Genomic DNA, 18,916 nt, shown 5'->3' with positions numbered 1-18,916 from the left:
CGAAGGTGCCGAGTCCGACCCGGAGTCGGTGGACGGTGCCGATGCCGAGGATCCGGGCGAGGAATCCCCGGACGAGCTCGACGCGGCTGAGGCGGCGCAGGCCGAGGTCGAATCCAAGGCCGCCGCGGTCAATACGGTGTTCGCGGGCCTCGTGTCGGCGGGATTCCTGCGGGCGAACCTGGACGCCCATCGCAAGGCGGTCGCGGCTGCGGAGGTACACGCCGAGGGGGTGCCCAAGGGCCGGGTCAGGCTCCCCGCGGCCTCCCGCGCCAAGCAGATCGCCGCCTCCGCGGCGGCGGCCCGGTCCGCCCCCGAGCCGGAGGGCGACGTCGCGTCGCCGGCCTCGCCCGTCCTCGCGACGGGACCGATGATCCTCGGGCGCTCCGAACCGCTGCAGCCCACGCGGCTCTCGCCCGCGGTGCAGCAGGCCCGGGACGTGATCGCGTCGATCGTCGGCTCGCTGCGCGGAGGCGCGTTCGGCCCCGAGTCCGGCCTGCACTGGGCGGGAGCCCTTCTCGTCGGCGAAGCGGAGACCGTCATGGCGGTCGCCACCTCGGACGCCGGCTGGTTGCCGCCCGGCGTGGTGATCCCGGACGGCGTGCGTGTGCTCTGGAACGTCCCCGCCGGCTACCGGTGGTCGTCCATCGACGATCCGGTCCGCCAGATCATCGAGTACGCCGGCCAGAACGGATACACGATCGCCGGCGTCGCGACCACGCACCCGAGCCGGGCGTACGGCACCGTCATCGGCACCGAGAACATCGTCGGCGTCACCCGGCCCGGCACCGTGCTCCCCGGCGGACGCAGTCGGCTCGAGGCCACCGTGTCCCCCGCACGCCTGCAACACATCCGATCCCTCACCCCCGAGGAGGCGGACCGGCAGGCGCGCGCGCTGCTGCGCGACCTGGAGCAGCAGTTCATCGCACCCGAGCACGCGATCGGCATCGAGGCCGCGCGCCTCGACGCGCGGTGCCACCTGGACGCGCACGGCGAGGTCCCGCCGCCCGTGCTGGACCAGTTGCACCGGGACGAACAGGCCCTCGGCGACGTGCTGAGCCTGGACAGGATTCCGGCCACCCCCGAGGATCTCGCCTCGGGGGAGCCCGAGGCGGAGAAGCTGCGCGATCGCCTGCTGGAGCGCGCGATCCTCGTCGCCACGCTGGCCGCGTCGTACCACGACATCGAGTCGGCGGTGTACGCGTGGACGTACGCCCGCTTCCTGTCGAGCCGGGCGAGGGTCGCTCCGAACCGATGACGCAGGCCAATCCGACTGCCCAGCGCTACTTCTCGCTCGGGTTGAGATCACTCACGGCGCGCGGCGACACCGGCGAGGCCGCCACCGCGTTCCGCCTCGCGGTCGACGAGGATCCGATGATGTGCGACGGGTGGATCGGCCTCATGGCGGTCGACCGCAAGGCCCTGCACAGCGCGGAAGCCGCTCGCGGACTCCTGGATTCGGCGCGCAACTTCGGCGCCGAGCTCCGCCGCAACGGCATGACCGTCGACCCCGCGGAGGGCGCGCTCGGGCTGAAGATCCCCGTGCAGATGGGCGTCGTCGAGTTGGGCATGCCCGTCACCGACGTCATCTACGCGCGCGCCGGCGCCGCCGTCGTCCTGGCCCAGGCGGGCAGGTTGTCCGAGGCGGCGGCCGAACTCACGCGCCTGCAACGCGAGGTGGGCCCCGATTCGCCCGCCCAGCGCAACTACATCCGCTACCTGTGGGTGTGTCTGCTCGGGTTGGCGCACCGCTGGCCGGAGGTGTTGTCGACGGTCTCCGACAGCCGTGAGCCGCTCTGGCTGTCCCCGGAGACCGACGGTGCCGTCCGGTTCTGGCAGCTCGGGGTCACCGCGCTCACCGCGCGGGCGCTGGTCGGCACGGGGGACGCGCACCAGGCCCTCTCCGCCACCAAGAACGCGCTGGCCGGCGAGGAGTTCAAGCTGGTCCAGGCGAGCCTCATCGTGACCCAGGCGTACGCGCTGCGTGCCACCGGCGACGAGGACGCGGCGGCGAAACTCCTCCGCGACGCGCGCGCGTGGATCTCCTCGCGCCCCGATCTCGACCACGCCGCGTCGGGCGCACCGCTCGAGGTGGTCACGGCCCAGTCGATGAACACGCGCATCGACCCGTGGGATCCCCGGTCCGGCACCACCGCCGAGGAGATCGAGCAGCAGAGCCTGGACCGCAAGCGCGACGAGGTGCTCGCCGACGCCTGGCGGGAACTCGACGGCCTCGTCGGCAGCCCCGCCGTCAAGGCGCAGATCCGCAGGCTGGCCTCCAAGGTCGAGATGGACAGGGAGCGGAAGGAACTCAGCGAGGAGCTGGGGGAGGAGTACGCCGAGGAGGAGATGCGCCTCTCGGCCATCATCACCGGCCCTCCCGGCACGGGCAAGACGACCGGCGTGCGGATCCTCGCCAAGCTGTACTACGGACTCGGCGTCATCGCGCGGCCCGAGGTCTACGAGCACCAGCCGAGCGACATGATGACCGGCTACGTGGGCCAGGCGGGCATCCGGACCAACAAGCTCATCGACGAGTCCCGGGGCGGCGTGTTCTTCCTCGACGAGGCGTACGGACTGGTCGCCGGCGACGGCGAGGATCAGGCGTCGCGGTTCGGGCGGGAGGCGCTCGAGGCGCTGCTCGCCCGGATCGAGAACGAGGGCGACAAGCCCCTGCGGGACAAGGTGGTCGTGGTGCTGGCCGGTTACGACGACGACATGAACCGTCTGCTGCAGGTGAACGCCGGTCTCCCGCTGCGCTTCCCGACGCGGATCTCGTTCGCCTCGTTCACCCCCGAGGAGTTGGTCGCCATCGCCGAATCCGTCGCGACCAAGAATCGCGAGGCGCTGGGCCAGGGGGTCTCCGAGTACCTGCTGGAGAGCAATCTGCGCCTCGCGAACGTGAGCGCGCCGGACCTCAAGGGGCGCCTGTGCTCCGGCATCGACCTGATGTCCAACGCCCGGTTCATGCGCACCGTGATCTCCGGTGCCCGCGGGTTCCGCGATTTCCGGGTGAGCGCGATCGACCGATCGGCACTCAGTCCCGAGGACAGGCGCAGCCTCCTGCGCACCCTGGAGCTCGACGACGTGCGCCTCGCCTACGACGAGACGCTGCGGGTGTCGCCGAACTTTCCCTGGTCCGAATGGCATCAACTCGCGGAGTGGCAGGCAGTGACCGATGGCTGAGATCAATCCGGACCCGACGAATCCGAAATCGGGACTGCAGGAACGGGTCCGCGGATTCCGGCTGACCACCAAGTACCAGAAGTCCGGTGAGGCGTACCTCCAGCGCCGCAACGAGGAGGCACTCGTCCGCCGCGATACGCGATGGATCGACGACGTCAAGAAGTACCAGGGCTCGCCGCTCTACATCGCGCTCGCGGCGGGCCTCGTGGGAGTCCTCGCCTGCGTCATCGGCGCCGTGCTCTTCCCCGCCGGCAAGGTCAAGGACGGCTCCGTCGTTCAGGACACCCAGACGGGAGCGCTGTACGTGCGCGTCGGGGACACGCTCAGCCCCGTCCCGAACGTGGTGTCCGGACAGCTCATCGTCGGCTCCCCGGCGAAGCCCGTCCAGGCCAAGTCCAGCGAGATCGAGAAGCTTCCGCGCGGGCCCATGGTGGGGATCCCGTACGCCCCCACCGTCGTGCGCAACTCCGAGAGCCGCGACTCCCACTGGGCGGTGTGCGATACCACCGCGACCGGGGCCGCCGTGCCGCTGGACCCGGGCACCGGCCTGCCGACCACCGCCACCTCCGCGGTGAAGGTCACCGTCATCGGCGGGGACCTGACGGCCGGCGACGGGACCGAGGAACTCGCCGGGAACCTCGCGCGGCTGGCCGCCTTCGACAACCAGACGTGGCTCGTGTACCAGGACCACGGCGAGGTCGCCAGGTCCCGGATCGACCTGAGCAACTCCGCGATCCGCGAGGCTCTGGGGATCGGGATCGATCAGCGCGTGATCCCGATGTCGGCCGGCCTGTTCAACGCCCTCGCCGCGCGCGAGCCGATCGAGGTGCCGCCCATCGCGGATCTCGGCAGGCCGGTCCGCTTCAACAACACCGAGAAGCTCCTGATCGGCACGACGCTGCGGGTGCCCACGGTCGACGGAGGCTGGACCTACTACGTGGTCGCGGCCGACGGTGTTCAGCAGATCTCCCAGACCGCGGCCACGATCCTGCAGACCGCCTCACCCGTGAAGAGCGGTGTGGTGGAGACCGAGAGCGCGAAGGCGAACCAGTGGCCCAAGGTCGGCGGCCGGATCGCCGTCGATCACTTCCCCGCGGGGAGCGTCCGGATCGCCGACGCCGCACGCGATCCGGTGACCTGCCTGGCGTGGTCACGTGATGGGGACGAGCCCACCGCGACGCAGCGGGTCACGGCCGCCCGGACGCTGCCGTTGACCGCCGAGCAGGCCGCGGCACGGATCCCGCTGATCGGCGCCGCCGGATCGGGCGGCGCCGTCGCCGACGACGTGTTCATGCCCGCGACCAGCGGGCGGTACGTGTACGTGACGGGATCGGGCCTCGACTCCCGGGAACGGGGCGGCGAGTACTGGATCGCCGACACCGGCATCCGCTACGGCATCGACGACGAGGGCTCCACCGACGTGGGCGCCTCGGCGAAGGCGTTGGGGCTCAAGGATCCCGTGCCCGCGCCGTGGACGATCGTGAGCCTGTTCGCACAGGGCCCCACGCTCTCTCAGGCGAGCGCGTCCATCAAGCACGACGGCGGTGCGCAGGACCCCGTCGTCGCGAAGTTCGACCCCAAGGGGGCGAAATGAGCAGGCAGGTCTTCGAACCCCCGCTGCACCCGAAGAAGGAGCCCCGGGTCATCAAGAAGGAGGTGGAGGTCCGCACCCCGGACACCATCGACGAGGTGGACCCGCCCGGCAAGTGGCGCACCGTGATGATGCCCGTCGTCATGGTGGTGGCCGTGCTCGGCATGCTGTTCATGATGATCCGCATGAACCGGGGCTTCAACCCGGTGATGCTGCTCATGCCGATGATGCTGCTGTTCGGCATGTTCGCGTACATGGGCGGCGGCCCCGGTGGCAGCGGCGGCAAATCGCGGGCCCAGCTGCTGCACGACCGCAAACAGGCCAGCAGGTCGATCGGGGGCTCCCGTGAGAAGGCACTCGCCCGGGGCCGGAACTACCACGAGGCGCTGCAGCACGCGTACCCCGATCCCGCGATCATCGCGTCCCTCATCGGCGGGGAGCGCATGTGGGAGGTCAACGGCGGCGACGAGGATCGGCGGAGTCGCTTCACCGCGGCGCGCTACGGCCGCGGCCGGATCGTGCCCAAGGCCAAGCTGCGCACGCCCGAGGCGCCCGACGGCGAGTTCCTGGACCCCGTCCAGTGGACGGAGACCGTGAAGTTCCTGCACACCCATTCGACCGTCGCCGACATGCCCGTGGCGTTCACACTGCGGAACGTCCCGGTGCTCGGCGTCGGCGGCGACAGGGACCGGGCCACCGGCATGGCGCGGGCGATGATCAACCATCTGGCGATCACCCACGGACCCGACCGCCTGCGACTCGTGGTGGTCACCGACGAACCCGACGGCGGCCCCTGGGAATACACCAAATGGCTTCCGCACACCCAGCATCCGACCCTGATCGACGCACTCGGGTCGCGGCGCATGCTCTACCGGAACTGGACCGAGTTCCTGGACGAGCTCGCGGGCGACGATTCGCCCGCAGCGGAGGGGGAGCGGATCGTCGACTACTCGCGTCCGTTCACCACCGAATCGGAGGTGTCCGGCCGCACCCGGCACACCGTCGTGATCGTGGACTCGGCGGAGCGTTCCCGCATGACCGATCAGGCGATCTCCTCGCTCGCGGACCTGACGTGGATCCTGCTCTCCCCGCCGGAGTCCGTCATCGACTCGTTCCCGCACGCGGTGCTCCTCACCGTGGACGAGGCGGGCATCGTCACCCGCTGGGACTCCGATCTACCGCACGAGCCGCCGAAGGAGATCGCCCGCGCGGACCACCTGGACCTCGTCGACGCGCACACCACGGCGCGCCGGCTGGCCCGGTGGGAGCTCGAGACCACGGCGTCGCTGCAGTCCAAGGAACGGCAGGACACGGGCCGCGACTGGGCCAGCCTGGTGGAGGTGGAGGATCCGGGCGCCATCGACGTGGTCTCGTTCTGGCAGCGCATCAAGCGGTTCGACGATCCGCGCCGCCTGAACTTCCCCATCGGCTTCGCGCCGGACGGCACCCGCATCCACCTCAACATCCGGGAGGCCAGTCAGGGCGGCACCGGCCCGCACGGCGAGATGATCGGCACCTCGGGCTCCGGTAAGTCCGAGTTCCTCCGGTGCCTGGTCCTGGACGCGTGCCTGTTCCACTCGCCGACGATGCTCAACCTGTTGCTCGTCGACTTCAAGGGCGGCGCCACTTACCAGGGCATGGAGGAGATCCCGCACGTCGCCGCGGTGGTCACCAACCTCGAGAAGTCCGAGAGCATGGTCGACCGCATGATGGAGGTCATCACCGGCGAGCTCAAGCGCCGCCAGCAGATCTTCGACGACGCCGCCGCGAAACACCCGTCGTTCAACATCATCGGCCTCACCGAGTACGAGAAGGCAAGGGAGACGGGGCACTGCCCCGATCTCGAACCGATGCCGGCCCTGGTGGTGCTCATCGACGAGTACACCGAGCTCCTCGAGGCCAAGCCCGAGTTCGTCAACATCTTCTCCCAGATCGGCCGGGTCGGGCGGTCCGTCGGCGTGCACCTGCTGCTCGCGTCGCAGAACGCCGAGATGGCGCGCTCGCGCGGCCTGGAGTCGAACATCCACTACCACATCGCACTTCGCACGGGCACCGCCGGCGACTCGCGCGCGGTGATCGGCGTCCCGGACGCCAAGAACCTCCCCGGCAAGCCGGGCAACGGCCTCATCAAGACCCTGCACGAGGACGACCTCATCCGGTTCTACGCGGGATTCACGGGCAAGCCCTACTTCCCGCCCGCGGTGATCGACGCGCCCGTCGCGCTCGAGGCCCGCCCGACCACGTCGACGGACCTCGCCTCCCGCGGGTTCACCGCGCGCAGGGTGGACATCCCCGATCTCCCGGAGGACGTCGTCGAGGACGACGAGATCGTCCGCACCGAGGAGGAGCTGCTCGCCGCGCCGACGGTGTTCACCGTGGTCAAGGAGTTGCTGCAGAACGCGCCCGCGCGGCCGGCGTACAAGCCGTGGCTGCCCGAGTTGACGTCGACGACCCTGGACGCCGTGGAACCGTCGCTCGCGGGCGACGCGTGGGAGGCACCGGAGCCGAGCACGCCTGCGACGCTGAAGATCCCGTTCGGGATGTTCGACGATCCGGCGAAGCACCAGCAGCCGGTGTGGGAGCTGGACCTGTCGGGCGGCCAGGGCAACGTGCTCATCTACGGTGCCCCGCAGAAGGGCAAGACCACGGCGGCGATGACGCTCGTGGCCTCGCTGGCGCTGACCCACTCGCCCGAGCAGGTGCAGTTCTTCGTGGTCGACTACACCGGCGGCGGATGGATGCGCCTGGAGGACCTGCCGCACGTCTCCCGGATCGCCACCCGGTCCGAAGAGGACGCGATCAACCGGATGATCACGCAGATGTCCGACCTGATCGAGCAGCGCGTCAAGCTGTTCCGCAAGTACCGGGTCAACTCGATGGCCGAGTACCGGCGACTCCGCGCGGACCGGTCCTCGCCCGTCCTGGCCGAGGACGCGTTCGGCGACGTGTTCATCGTGGTCGACGGCTTCGACGCCACGGTGACGGACGGCGGCGTCTTCGAGGACAAGGTCCCGATGCTCGAGGCGCTCGCCTCCGGCGCGCTCAACTACGGCGTGCACATCGTGGTCACGACGGCCCGGAACACGGTGCTGCGCGGCCTCGCGAGCCACATGCACACGATCATCGAGGGCCGCGTCTCCACCGCGAGCTACGACATGTCGGTCGTCAACTCCCAGCGCAACAAGGTGGTTCCGGACCGGCCGGGGCACGTGATCACGACGGACCGGGACCTGATGGCGCTCGTCGCCCTCCCCAGGGCCGACGGTGACCGGTCACCCGCCACGCTGAGCGACGGGATCGAGGAGCTCGTCGAACGGGTGCGCAGGGGCAACACCACCGGCGCGTCCGCGCCGCAGCTGCTCGCCCTGCCCGAGGTGGTGCTGCAGGGCGACCTGTTCGCGCACCTGCCGGATCCGACGTCCGATCGGGACCGGGTGCGGCTGCCCTTCGGCGTCCGCGAATCCGACGGCGGGCCCGCCGTCGCCGACTTCGGCCGCGAGGCGCACATGCTCGTGGTCGGCGAGAGCGGATCCGGACGCTCGGCGACCGTGCACACTCTGATCGAGGCGATCAGCCGGCGGTACCCGTCGATCGACGACGGCGCGATCGCCCTGCTCGACCCCAAACGCGTGCACCGCGGCGCGTTCGCGCCCAACCCGAAGAACATCGGGCTGCACGGCTCGGACCTCCTGGACTTCCTGCAGCGGTGGCAGGACAAGCTCGTGGAGTGGATGGGCGAGGGCGAGACCGACCCCACGAAGGTCACCTACCGCCGCGTGCCGGACACGGCGGACAGCGCATCGCTCGCCCGCCGCGACTGGTGGACCGGCCCCGAGATCTTCCTCATCATCGACGACTACGACGCCGTGGTGGCCCGCGGAGACCGCACGAATCCGGTCACGCAAACCGTGAAATTGATGAACGACGGTGTCATACGCGGCTTCCACGTGATCGTGGCGCTGAGCGACGGCGAGTACCTCTACAAGTCCAGCTCGGACCCGATGATCCAGCACATGGACACGCACGCGTCGATGGCGCTGGTGCTGTCCGCGGACAAATTCAACGTCAACATCGCAGGTGAGAGGGGGCAACGGTTCGGGATTCCGGGGCGCGGCCGGCTGTTCCCGGGGCGCGGCGCGCCGTCGGGCGTGGTGCAGGTGGCGTGGAACGGTGTCCGCCGCGGCGACGCGGACTCCGGGGACGATGTTTGGGGTTGAAAATTTCGGACCCGCCAGGATTGACGAAAATCGTTGGTTCTGATTGAGTTGCAAACTGAAAATCCAATCGAAGGGATAGAGCAGGTGGGCCTGAACGTGGCGCCTATTCAGCTTTTGTCTGGCACGAACGAGGTCATGGCCAACGTCGCGACCACCTCGGGCCTCGTCACCGGCGCGGCCGGGACCCTGGGCGCGGTGCTGCCCGCCGGCGCGGACGAGGTGTCGCTGCTCGCGTCGACCGGTTCGGCCGCACACGCCGCCAACTACCTCGCCGTCGCACTCGCCGATCACGCGGAGGTGGCGCAGTACGGCGTGAGCCTGTCCGCCGTCGCGTCGACGTACGTGATGGCCGACAACACCGTGCAGTTCTAGCGCGGTGATGTCATGACGTTCCCAGCGCTGCCCCCGGAAGTGAACGTGGGGCGCTTGATGAGCGGGGCCGGACCCGCGCCGGCCACCGCCGCCGCCGCGGCATGGTCGGCGGTCGCGGCGGCGGTCAGTTCCCGCTCGGTGTTCCTCACCTCCCTGCTGCCGCGGCTCGCGGCGTCGTGGGAGGCGCCGGAGACCGCGCTGATGACGAAGAACGTCTCCCTGTACCTGGCCTACAACGAGGCGGTCCGGTCGCAGGCGCTGCTCGCGGCCACGCGGCACACCAAACAGGCCGCCGATTACACGGCGGCCCTCGCGGGAATGGCGCAGTTGCCGGAGATCGCGCTCAACCACATCACCAACGCCGTGCTGCACGCCACGAACTTCCTCGGCGTGAACACCGCGGCCATCGCCGCGAACGAGGCGCAGTACACCGCGATGTGGGCGCAGAACGCCGCCATGATGTCCGGCTATCTCGCGAACACCGTGGCCAACATGACCTTCGAGCCCTTCATTCCGCCCAAGCCGATCGCCACGTCGATCGGGGTGCCGATCCCCGCCGCCGCGGCCGGGGCCGCCTCGGTCGGCGACGCCGTGGTGACCAAGATCGGCCTCGCCGCGCAGGGCGCCACAGCGGTGGCGTCGGCGATGTACATGCGGACGGCCAACGGCGTCCTCTCCGGCACCAAGCTGGCCCAGTCGGCGGCGGTGTTCGCCCAACGCGCGGACCAGGTGGCCACGATCGCGCAGAGCGCCGAGGGCAACCGCCCCACGCCGACCGGCAAGGAACTGGGCGGAGTTCTGGTGCAGCAGCTCGGCGCGCAGGTACCGGCGTTCGCGGGAACCGCGGCGGGGGTGGCGGGTGCCGCCGCCGGCGGCGCGCTGCAGGGCGGCGGGTCCTTCGCGGCGCCGACGGCGAGCGGCGGTGTGAGCTTCGGATCCGTCGCGACGGCCCAGCCGCTCAGCATGATCATGACCGGCATGTCCGCGGACAACCGCTCCAGTGCGGTCGGGTACTTCGGTGCCAGGCCCGGATCCCCGACGCTCGAACGGCTCTCCAAGGGCGCGCCGACCGAGCCCGGTGCGAGCGCCGTGCGCGGCGCCCCGAAGGAACAGGTCGCGGCGCCGTCGACGTGGGACACCGCGGGCCTCACGGTGGCGCCGCCCCCGCCGCCGGTGCCGCGCGTGGCGTTCGAGCCCCTCCGCCCGCTCCAGCCGGTGAGTGCGACCACGCCGGTCGCGCGCTCCAAGGGCAGGCGCAGGGACAGGGTGGTCGTCCCGGCGACCGCGGCGGTGCCGATCCCCGTCTACGCGGATCGCCCGCCCGAGTACGAGACCGTGCCCGTCGACGTCCCGTCGGCGGGGAACGGCGACTGACCGCCCGGACCGGCCGTCCGAACCCTTCGAACCCGAAGAACGATCCGAAACGGAGAGATCATGGTCTACGACCTGAACACCGTCGCCCATGCGGCCGGTACCGCCAAGACCCACGACGTGGCGGCGATGACGCTGGCAAACATCAAGTTCGTGCGCACCACCGCCGAGGCCTACCGCGCCGCGAACGCGGGCGACACGACCCTCAAGGCCTCGACGCACATGGACGAGCTCATCGCCGTGTGCAATGCCGAGCAGCAGAAGCTCGAGGCCGTCGCCGAGGCGCTGCACCGCAACGGCGGGCTCATCGCCAGCACCGACCAGGACGGCGGCTCGCTGTTCACCGGCTACGTCGTCTAGCCGACCACCCACGGAGTAAGGAACCGATATGACCTCCGCCGAACGGATCACCGTCAACTACGCCAGCTACGACACCACGTCCGCGGGTCTCGCCAAGGGGGCGGCGATCGCTGATGCGAACATCGCCGAGCTCATGGCCAACAACACCGCGAACCTGAACATGGGCAACTGGCAGGGCATCGACCAGGAGAGCTACCAGCACGTCCACGAGGTGTGCGTGAAGGCCAACGAGAACCTGGCGATGGCCATCCGCAAGACCGGCGTGAACATCCAGACCGCCGCGACCGTCCACCAGGCCGGCCAGGCGCAGGCCGCGGGCCTGTACGCGTGACCACCCGGGCGACGTCCGGCCGGGGCACTCGGCCGGATGCGCGCCCATCGAAAGAATGGCGAGGTAGCCGTGCTGCGTGAGGAACCCGCCGCGAAGCTGTCCGCCATCGGCGTCACCGTCGATGAGCTGCTCCTGCTGATGCGGCTCGCCGAGGTGACGGAGCCGGCGCCCGTCGTGCTGGCGATCCACCCGAACGTGTACCGGCCCGACGATCAGCTGTCCGTCGACCTGGCCGTGCTCCCGGGCCTGCTGTCCGCGGGCCTGGTCGACCACACCGGCGGCATCGACCCCGAGGTCGGGGAATGGCTTCGCGTGCTGCGGGCGCCCGCGGCGGAGGTCGCGATCCGGGTGTTCGACGGTGACACGTGCCTGCGCGGCGCGATCGTGCGAGACGGCGACCGGGTGGTCGCGGTCTTCCGGCACGACGATCAGGTGACCGTGCAGGGCTACCGGACCGACGGCGAGGACTTCGAATCGACGGTGGCGGAACCGCTGTGGCGCGTTCTGGGAGCGGCGCAGCCGGCCGATTTCGAGGCTCTGACCCTCGGGGCGGACGAGCTGGCGCAGATCGTGCGGACCTTCGCGCCGGAGTCCCGGGACCCGCGCAGTGAGCGGGAGTTCCGCGGTCGCCTGCGCGAACACGACCTGTCGCAGCAGGCGATCGAGATCCTGGTCGAGGCGGCCCGATACACCGGGCGCCGCGCTGAGATCGTCTACCACCGCGTGGATTCCAGCGGCGTGCGCGCACAGGCCCGCTGGGCCGTGGGCGTGATGGACACCGGCAGGGGGCGGGTGCTGTCCACCACCGCGACGGGGGCGCACGGCGACCTCGACGTGACGATCAGTCCGGGCACCCGGCGACGATTCAGCGAAGGGCTGGCCGCACTGGTCGAGCACGGAGGCTGTCTCGGATGGTTCGACATAACAAACTGACCTCACCCGCACCGGAACTGCACGACAGCTGGTCGTGCGTTAGAGTGCAACCATTTTCACCAGGATAGAAGGAAGCAGCCGATGAGCGACGCAGCTACGAACGTTGATGTGTCTGTGGAAGAGCAAAAGGCGGCCGCTGACGGCGTCGCCGCATCACCCGTGCCGCAGGCGGCGACCGACCTGTCCGCCAGGACCGCGGCTCCCACCATGGTGCGGCCGGGTGCGCTTCCCGCCGAACCGGGTGGGCCCGCGGCGCCGGCGACCACGGAGTGGGAGGAGCCTGATCTCCCCGATGTCGAGGACATCGACAACGCGTCCGCCGGGGCCGTGCCGGCCGCGCAGGCTCCCGCCGCGATCGAGGTCGCCGTCGTCAAGGCCGACGACCGCCCGACCGCCGAGCAGCCCAAGATCGTGGACGAGCCCGCCGCCGAGGCGATCCCGGCCGCCGCGAAGCCCCCGGCGCCGGCGCAGGCCGGCCCCGCGGCCCCGGCCGCCGCGCAGACGGTGCCCGTCCCCGCACCGGCGCAGCCGCAGTGGCAGGGTCAGCACCAGCAGCAGTCCGGTCCGTTCCACCAGCCGGGCTTCGGCGCGGGCCCGGCCGCCCAGTTCCAGCAGGCGCAGGCGTCCGGCCAGATCCAGCGCCCCCCGATGCCCATGCCCTTCGGTCAGCCGGGTGTTCCCGGACAGGCGGCCCCCGCGCAGGCCGCACCGGGCCAGCATCAGGCCGCACCGATGCACCAGGCGCAGGCCCGCCCGATGGGCGATTCGGTCGGGGCGCCGATGTCCACCGCCTCCTCGACGTTCAACCAGCAGATCAAGTTCTCCGACGCCTCGGTGCGGGTGAGCGGCTGGCGGGCGTGGCTCAAGCGGGTCGGGATCGACGTAGGACCCAGCGCCAACGAACAGGAACACGCGGAGCTCGTGCACCGGATCCGGGTGCCGAAGAACAAATTCCACGTGACCGGCGTGTTCGCCGACTCCGCCGGCGGCACCCTGCTGGTGGGCGTGCTGGGCCAGATCCTCGAGCGCACCCGCGCCGACAACGTGGTCGCGCTCGACCTCGACCCGGACGGCGGCGACCTGGATCAGGTGACCGCGTGGCACCAGGGGGGCTCGACCGCCCGCACCCTGATCCAGCAGGCCGACCTGTCCGACCGCAACCAGGTGGACAAGCACCTCGCCGTCACGCCCACCAACCTGCACGTCCTGCCCACCCCCTGGCGGTTCAACGGCCGCGATGTGACGGACTACGACGACGTTCTGGACCTCTACTCGATCTTCCGCCCGCACTACAGCCTGGCGCTGGTCGACGCGGGCCGCGGCCTGCAGACCGTCACCGGCACCGGCGTTCTCGAGATCTCCTCGGCACTGATCCTGCCCGCGTCCGCCACCACCCGCGGCGTGCGCAAGGTGGCCGCGACGATCGACTGGCTGCGGCACCACGGCTGGCACGGCCTGCTGGCCAACACGATCGTCGTGATCAACCACACCAAGCGCCGCGGCAGCGTCTCCGTGGAGCAGTTCGACGAGCTGTTCCGCGCCGGCCAGAAGCTGCGCGTGCACGAGATCCCCTACGACCCGCACCTGGATTCGGACACCCCGATCGACCTGGACATGCTGCGCAAGCGCACGATCCGGGCGTTCGAGGAGCTGGCCGCCGATCTCGCCGACAACTTCAACTCGGGGTACGAGCCGCCGGCGGCGCAGAAGCTGGCGGAGTTGCAGCAGGCGCGCGCGCACGAGGGACGCTGACGCACGATGGTCTTCCCGATCACCCCGGGGCCGGCTGCCGAACCGGCCGCCCCGGGCAGATCCCCTGTCCCCGAGCAGGTCCGTGTCCTGGTCGAGGTGGGGGAGGACTCCGTCGAGCGGAGCCTGCTGGCCCGCCGTCGGCTCTCCGTGGTGATGGACTCGGTGATTCCCGGGCTGGAGGCGGTCTTCCCCGACCACGACTTCTCCACGAAGGGGGCGTGGACCTTCGCCCGGGAGGGCGGCGTCCCGCTCGCCCGGGACAAGTCGCTCGCCGACGCGGGCGTGCTCGACGGTGACCGGCTGATCCTCGCCGAGGTCTTCTCGAACCAGACCTTCAGGCCGCTCATCGAGAGCACCGCCGATGCGATCCAGGAGTTCTGCCGGCAGCGCTTCCACCGGTTCGACTCCGGCGCCGCCCGGGCGCTGGGGCTCGTCGCCCTGGTGCTCGGAGCCGTCGTCTTCTCCGCCTTGATCCTGCTGGCCTGGAACGCGGATTCCAGTGCCCTGTGGTGGTTCCCGGTGGCCGCGCTGGGGTCCGTCGCCGTCGTGGTGGCGGCCGTCTCCGCGGATCGGCAGTGGCATTCCCGGCAGGTGGCGTACGCGTTGCAGCTGGCCGCGGCGCCTGTGCTGTTCACGGCCGGGTTCGTGCTCATCCCGCCGGACGGCGGGGCCGACGGTGCCTTCACCGCAGCCAACGTGCTCACGGGCGCGATCTTCACGCTGCTGGCGGTGATCGTGCTGGGCCGCGGCAGCGGCATCGGCCCGGCGGTGCTGGCCGGCGTGGGCCTGGCGTCCGCGGCGGTCGTGGTGGGCAGCGCGCTGTTCGCCTACACGCCGCTGGCGCGCCCGGCGGTCCCCGCGATCGGGGTCATCGCCGGACTGCTGCTGGCGAACTGGGCGCAGGGCTGGGCGCTCATGCTGGCCCGGGTCCGGCCCGACCCGCTGCCCCCACCGGGGGAGGACATCGATCGCAGCGAGCTCGACGCCGCGTACCACGTGGACACGTTCGACGACGAGACCACGACGGAGCTCGCCCGCGCCGAGGAGGACACCGCGCTGGAGCGGAAGGCCCGCACCGCGGCCAAGCTGCTCACCGGCTTCTACACGGCGATCGCCGGGATCCTCGTGGTCTCGGCGCTGGCGATCCTCGTGCCGCGCACCCACTACTTCTGGGGCGAGGTGGCGATCGCCGCCCTGGTCTCCGCGATCTGCGTTCTGCGGGGGCGCACCCTCGACGACCGCGTGCACGCGACGGTGTTCTTCGTGGCCGGCTTCCTGGTGGCCGCGGGGCTCGCGGCGGTGCTCGTGACCGCGGTCGACTCCAACGCCGGCCGTCTCGCGGTGATCGTCCTCGGCGGCGCCGCCCTGATCGCCTTCGGCGCCGGCGCGATCCTGCTCGCCGACCGCGTCTCCACCGACGACGGCACGACGGGCCGGCCGATGTCCGCGCGCCTCATGGGCCGCATCGAGTTCGGTGAGAAGTTCGCGATCTTCGCCGTGGTCATGCTGGCGCTGTGGACCACCCGCCTGTTCGCCTTCATGCGTGAACTCGACCTGTCGTTCCTGCGATAGGCGCGGCCGTGCACCTCAACGCAAGAGCGGGTGCGGCGCTCGCGGCCATGGTCGCGATCGTCGCCGCGGCCACCTGGACCCCCGCCGCGGCGCACGCGGTGGTGCCGCCCGTCGCCGACATCGGCGGTGCGCCGCCCGATGGCGACGGCCCGGAACGCCCGCTGCGCAACAACAATCCGCGGTGCGTGGAACCCGGCGTGATGCCCGCGTCGAATCTGGCGGCGGCGCCGGCGCCGTCGAACACCCTGCGGTTGGACGAGGCGCGGAGGTTCGCGACCGGATCCGGCGTGACCGTGGCCGTGCTGAGCACTGGCGTGCGGCCGCAGGCGCGCCTGCGGGTGGACGGTGCGGGCGACTACATGGCGGCCTCCGACAACGGCCTCGTGGACTGCGATTCGACGGGCACGCTGGTGGCCGGGATCATCGGGGCCGCGCCCAGCCCGGGCGACGGATTCTCCGGCGTGGCACCGGATTCCCGAATCCTGTCGATCCGCGTGGACTCCGCGGGCTTCTCGCTGCAGAACAACCCGGCCGACAACGACGACCCCAATCTCTCCCGGGCGGCGGTGACCACCCGGGCCGTCGCCCGCGCGATCGTGCGGGCGGCCAACCGGGGTGCGCGGGTCATCGTCGTCCCCGAGGCCGTGTGCATGGCGGCGGACACCCCGTTCCGGCAGCGGGAGATCGGTGGCGCCGTGGCGTACGCGCTGGCCGCGAAGGACGCCCTCGTGATCGCCGGGGCCGGCGCCACGGACCGCAAGGGCGGCAGCGTGGGTGCGAACGACTGCAAGGCCAATCCCGACCCCGACCCCGGCCGGCCCGACGATCCGCGCGGCTGGCGCGCCGTGACCACCGTGGCGACGCCCGCGTGGTTCGACGACCAGGTGCTCACCGTGGGGGCCACCACCGCCGAGGGGACGCCGCTGCCGGGCTCGATGAACGGCCCCTGGCTGGACGTGGCCGCTCCCGGTGCGGGCCTCGTCTCGCTGAGCTCCCGCGGCGGTGACGGCGTCGTCAACGCGCTCCCGTCCGAGAAGAGCCTGGTGCCGTTCGCCGGCCCCGAATTCGCCGCCGCGTACGTCGCCGGGACCGCGGCCCTGGTCCGGTCGCGGTACCCGCAGATGCGCGCGAAGGACGTCGCGGCGCGGATCGTCGCGACGGCGCACGCCCCGGGGCGCGGGACCGACAACAAGGTGGGCCGCGGGCTCGTCGACCCCGTCGCCGCGCTCACCGCCAAGGTCCCCGAGGGGGACGCCGCGATCACGCCCGAGGCGGCCGAGAAGCTGGTGGTACCCCCGCCCCCGCCGTCGCCGGACACCCGGCCGCGCCGCACCGCGGCGATCGTGGCGGGCGTCGGCCTGGTCACCCTCGTGGTGCTCGGCGCGGTCGTGGCGGCGATGCGGCCCGGCCGCGGCCGGAAGGGGAGGACGTAAGTGACGACCGTGGACGAGAAGGCCCAGGCCCCTGTGCGCCCCGAGGGCGGGGTCCACCCGCAGGTCGCACGGCAGCAGCGGGCGGTCGGGCTGCGGGTGACGCTCCGTGCGGCTCTGGTCTGGGCCGTGCCGTCCACCTGCTTCGTGATGATCGCGGTGACCCGCTGGCCGATCTGGGCGGTGATCGTGCCCGTGGTGGCGGCCGCGCTGGTGGCCTTCGTGACGGTGCGCGGCGCCACGCTCGGTGACCGGATCGCCGCCCGGTGGCGGTTCCTGCGGCGCCGCCGTCGTGCACCGGAGGGCCTGCCGGGCACCGTGATCGACGTGGACGGCTGCGGCATCAGGCAGGGTGACGGGTTCGAGCTGGTCTCCGCGATCGAGCTGACGGCGGACGTCTCCGAGACCCGGCTGCGCGACGGCCGGGCGTACGCCGCGGACACCGTGCCGCTGGACCTGTTGGCCACGATGATGACCCAGTACGGACTGGACGTGGACATCGACGTTTCGTCCGCGGGGCGCCGCGTGCCGCCGGGCCCCGCGTACCGGGCCTCCTACGCGCAGGGGGTGCGCTTCTACTCGGCCATGGCGCAGCGCTCCACGTGGCTGGTGCTCCGCGTGAACACCCGCCGCAACCTGGACGGCATCGTGCGCCGCGGACCGTCGCGCACCGCGGGCCCCAAGGCCCTCATGGCCGCCACCCGCCGCCTCGAACAACGCCTGCAGGAGAGGCGGATCCGCGCCCGCGTGCTGCCCGTCGCCGAACTCGCCGGGCTCGCACGGGTCATGGCGTTCGGCGCCGATCTGCCCCGCGGCGACGAGAAGTGGGCCAACGTCGAGCACGGGAACTCGTTCGCCACCACCTATTTCGTGGATCCGGTGCGGATGTCCACCGAACGTCTCGACCGGTGGTGGGGACTCGACTCCGACAGCACCGCGGTGGTCCTGCGGCTGCGCAAGGCCTCCGCGCACGCGCCCGTCGACATCAGCGGCCTCGTCCGCTACGACACCTCGGTCCCGATCCTCGACAACCTCGACGACGCGCTGATCCCGATGCCCGGCAGGCAGGCCGAGGCGGCGCGCGCCACGCTGCCCGGCGGCGGCTCGTCGGTGCTGGCGCTGCCGTCCGTCCGCCTGGACGAGCTGCCCGGTGTGGCGATCCCCGTCGGCCCCGCCGGTCCCGTATGGGGAATCTCCGGCCCCGATGCCGTGGCGCTGCCCCTCTTCGACGCCTCACCCGTGCCAGAGACGGTGCAGGTCGACTTCGTCACCGATCTGGTGGCCGTGCAGCTGGTGCTCCTGCGCTCCGTGGGCGCCGGCGCATCGGTGGCCGTGCACACCGACCGGCCGGCCCAGTGGGCCACCCTCGCCGGCACCCTCGCCGATCCGTCGCGGTTCCGCATCGTCGACGGCCCGGACCGGCGCCCGGCCGACATCACCGTGTTCGACGGTGTCCACGTGGACGCGGTGCCCGAGCGGACGATCCTCACGGTGCGGGCGCCGGGCGCCGCACCGAACGCCAACGCCGACGTGACGGTCGAGCAGCGGTCCACGTCGACCGTGACCGTGCGGATCGCCGGCCGGCCACCGCTCGACGTGGTGCTCAACGCGACCGACGAGGAACTGCGCTACTCCGATGTGGTGGCGCAGCCGACGGCCGCGGGCACCGGCGAACTGTCCGTGCAGCAGCGGGCGCCGCGGCAGGTGGCCGCGCCGCCGCGGCTGGCACCGGTACCTCAGCAGGCACCGGCGCCCCGGGCCCCCGCGCCCCGGCAGGCCCCACCGCCTCAGCAGGCGCCGGCCG

Annotated in this window: 12 protein-coding genes and 1 pseudogene; all 13 read left to right on the top strand. The window is 71.5% G+C overall.

Annotated features, from left to right (window positions below):
• A pseudogene (locus BN39_RS05040) lies at positions 1–1,255 on the top strand (hypothetical protein); the annotation flags it as partial.
• Complete coding sequence (locus BN39_RS05035; protein WP_019201271.1) at positions 1,252–3,183, top strand: AAA family ATPase; 1,932 nt, start codon at positions 1,252–1,254, stop codon at positions 3,181–3,183. The pseudogene BN39_RS05040 and the gene BN39_RS05035, both read left to right, overlap by 4 nt.
• Entirely contained in the window at positions 3,176–4,777 is a 1,602-nt protein-coding gene (gene eccB / locus BN39_RS05030; RefSeq protein WP_019201270.1) for a type VII secretion protein EccB, read from the top strand. Before BN39_RS05035 ends, eccB begins: the two co-directional genes overlap by 8 nt.
• Positions 4,774–8,991, top strand: a complete 4,218-nt coding sequence (locus BN39_RS05025; protein WP_019201269.1) for a type VII secretion protein EccC — start codon at positions 4,774–4,776, stop codon at positions 8,989–8,991. Before eccB ends, BN39_RS05025 begins: the two co-directional genes overlap by 4 nt.
• Before the next feature lie 84 nt (positions 8,992–9,075).
• Positions 9,076–9,363, top strand: a complete 288-nt coding sequence (locus tag BN39_RS05020) for a PE family protein (RefSeq protein WP_371190616.1) — start codon at positions 9,076–9,078, stop codon at positions 9,361–9,363.
• A 12-nt stretch (positions 9,364–9,375) separates the two neighbouring features.
• Positions 9,376–10,737 (top strand): PPE family protein, encoded by a 1,362-nt coding sequence (locus BN39_RS22070; protein WP_081585921.1) that lies wholly within the window; start codon positions 9,376–9,378, stop codon positions 10,735–10,737.
• 60 nt (positions 10,738–10,797) lie between these two features.
• Positions 10,798–11,094 (top strand): hypothetical protein, encoded by a 297-nt coding sequence (locus BN39_RS05010; protein ID WP_019201267.1) that lies wholly within the window; start codon positions 10,798–10,800, stop codon positions 11,092–11,094.
• A gap of 28 nt (positions 11,095–11,122) precedes the next feature.
• Positions 11,123–11,425, top strand: a complete 303-nt coding sequence (locus BN39_RS05005) for a hypothetical protein (protein WP_019201266.1) — start codon at positions 11,123–11,125, stop codon at positions 11,423–11,425.
• 69 nt (positions 11,426–11,494) lie between these two features.
• A complete protein-coding gene (locus BN39_RS05000; protein ID WP_019201265.1) occupies positions 11,495–12,358 on the top strand; it encodes an ESX secretion-associated protein EspG in 864 nt (287 codons plus the stop codon).
• 108 nt (positions 12,359–12,466) lie between these two features.
• Positions 12,467–14,110, top strand: coding sequence for a hypothetical protein (locus BN39_RS04995; RefSeq protein WP_159103225.1), 1,644 nt, complete (start codon positions 12,467–12,469; stop codon positions 14,108–14,110).
• A gap of 6 nt (positions 14,111–14,116) precedes the next feature.
• The gene (gene eccD / locus BN39_RS04990) at positions 14,117–15,682 is read left to right on the top strand and encodes a type VII secretion integral membrane protein EccD (protein WP_019201263.1); all 1,566 of its coding nucleotides are present in this window, start codon (positions 14,117–14,119) and stop codon (positions 15,680–15,682) included.
• Positions 15,683–15,690: 8 nt separating this feature from the next.
• Positions 15,691–17,115 carry a type VII secretion-associated serine protease mycosin gene (gene mycP / locus BN39_RS04985; RefSeq protein WP_019201262.1) on the top strand — a complete coding sequence of 475 codons (1,425 nt, stop codon included), beginning with the start codon at positions 15,691–15,693 and terminating at the stop codon, positions 17,113–17,115.
• A partial coding sequence (eccE, locus tag BN39_RS04980; RefSeq protein ID WP_019201261.1) for a type VII secretion protein EccE occupies positions 17,116–18,916 on the top strand: 1,801 nt, incomplete at its 3' end.

It is taken from the genome of Tsukamurella sp. 1534 (genome assembly GCF_000312385.1).
Classification (GTDB): Bacteria; Actinomycetota; Actinomycetes; order Mycobacteriales; family Mycobacteriaceae; genus Tsukamurella.
The sequence above is the reverse complement of the archived record's forward strand: the minus strand, read 5'-3'. Positions and strand labels throughout refer to the sequence as shown.

Bases quoted from the DNA above. Each gene is read 5' to 3' on its own strand.
- BN39_RS05025 (WP_019201269.1), top strand. From the start codon at position 4,774: ATGAGCAGGCAGGTCTTCGAACCCCCGCTGCACCCGAAGAAGGAGCCC.
- eccD (WP_019201263.1), top strand. From the start codon at position 14,117: ATGGTCTTCCCGATCACCCCGGGGCCGGCTGCCGAACCGGCCGCCCCG.
- eccB (WP_019201270.1), top strand. From the start codon at position 3,176: ATGGCTGAGATCAATCCGGACCCGACGAATCCGAAATCGGGACTGCAG.
- BN39_RS05035 (WP_019201271.1), top strand. From the start codon at position 1,252: ATGACGCAGGCCAATCCGACTGCCCAGCGCTACTTCTCGCTCGGGTTG.
- BN39_RS05010 (WP_019201267.1), top strand. From the start codon at position 10,798: ATGGTCTACGACCTGAACACCGTCGCCCATGCGGCCGGTACCGCCAAG.
- BN39_RS22070 (WP_081585921.1), top strand. From the start codon at position 9,376: ATGACGTTCCCAGCGCTGCCCCCGGAAGTGAACGTGGGGCGCTTGATG.
- BN39_RS05005 (WP_019201266.1), top strand. From the start codon at position 11,123: ATGACCTCCGCCGAACGGATCACCGTCAACTACGCCAGCTACGACACC.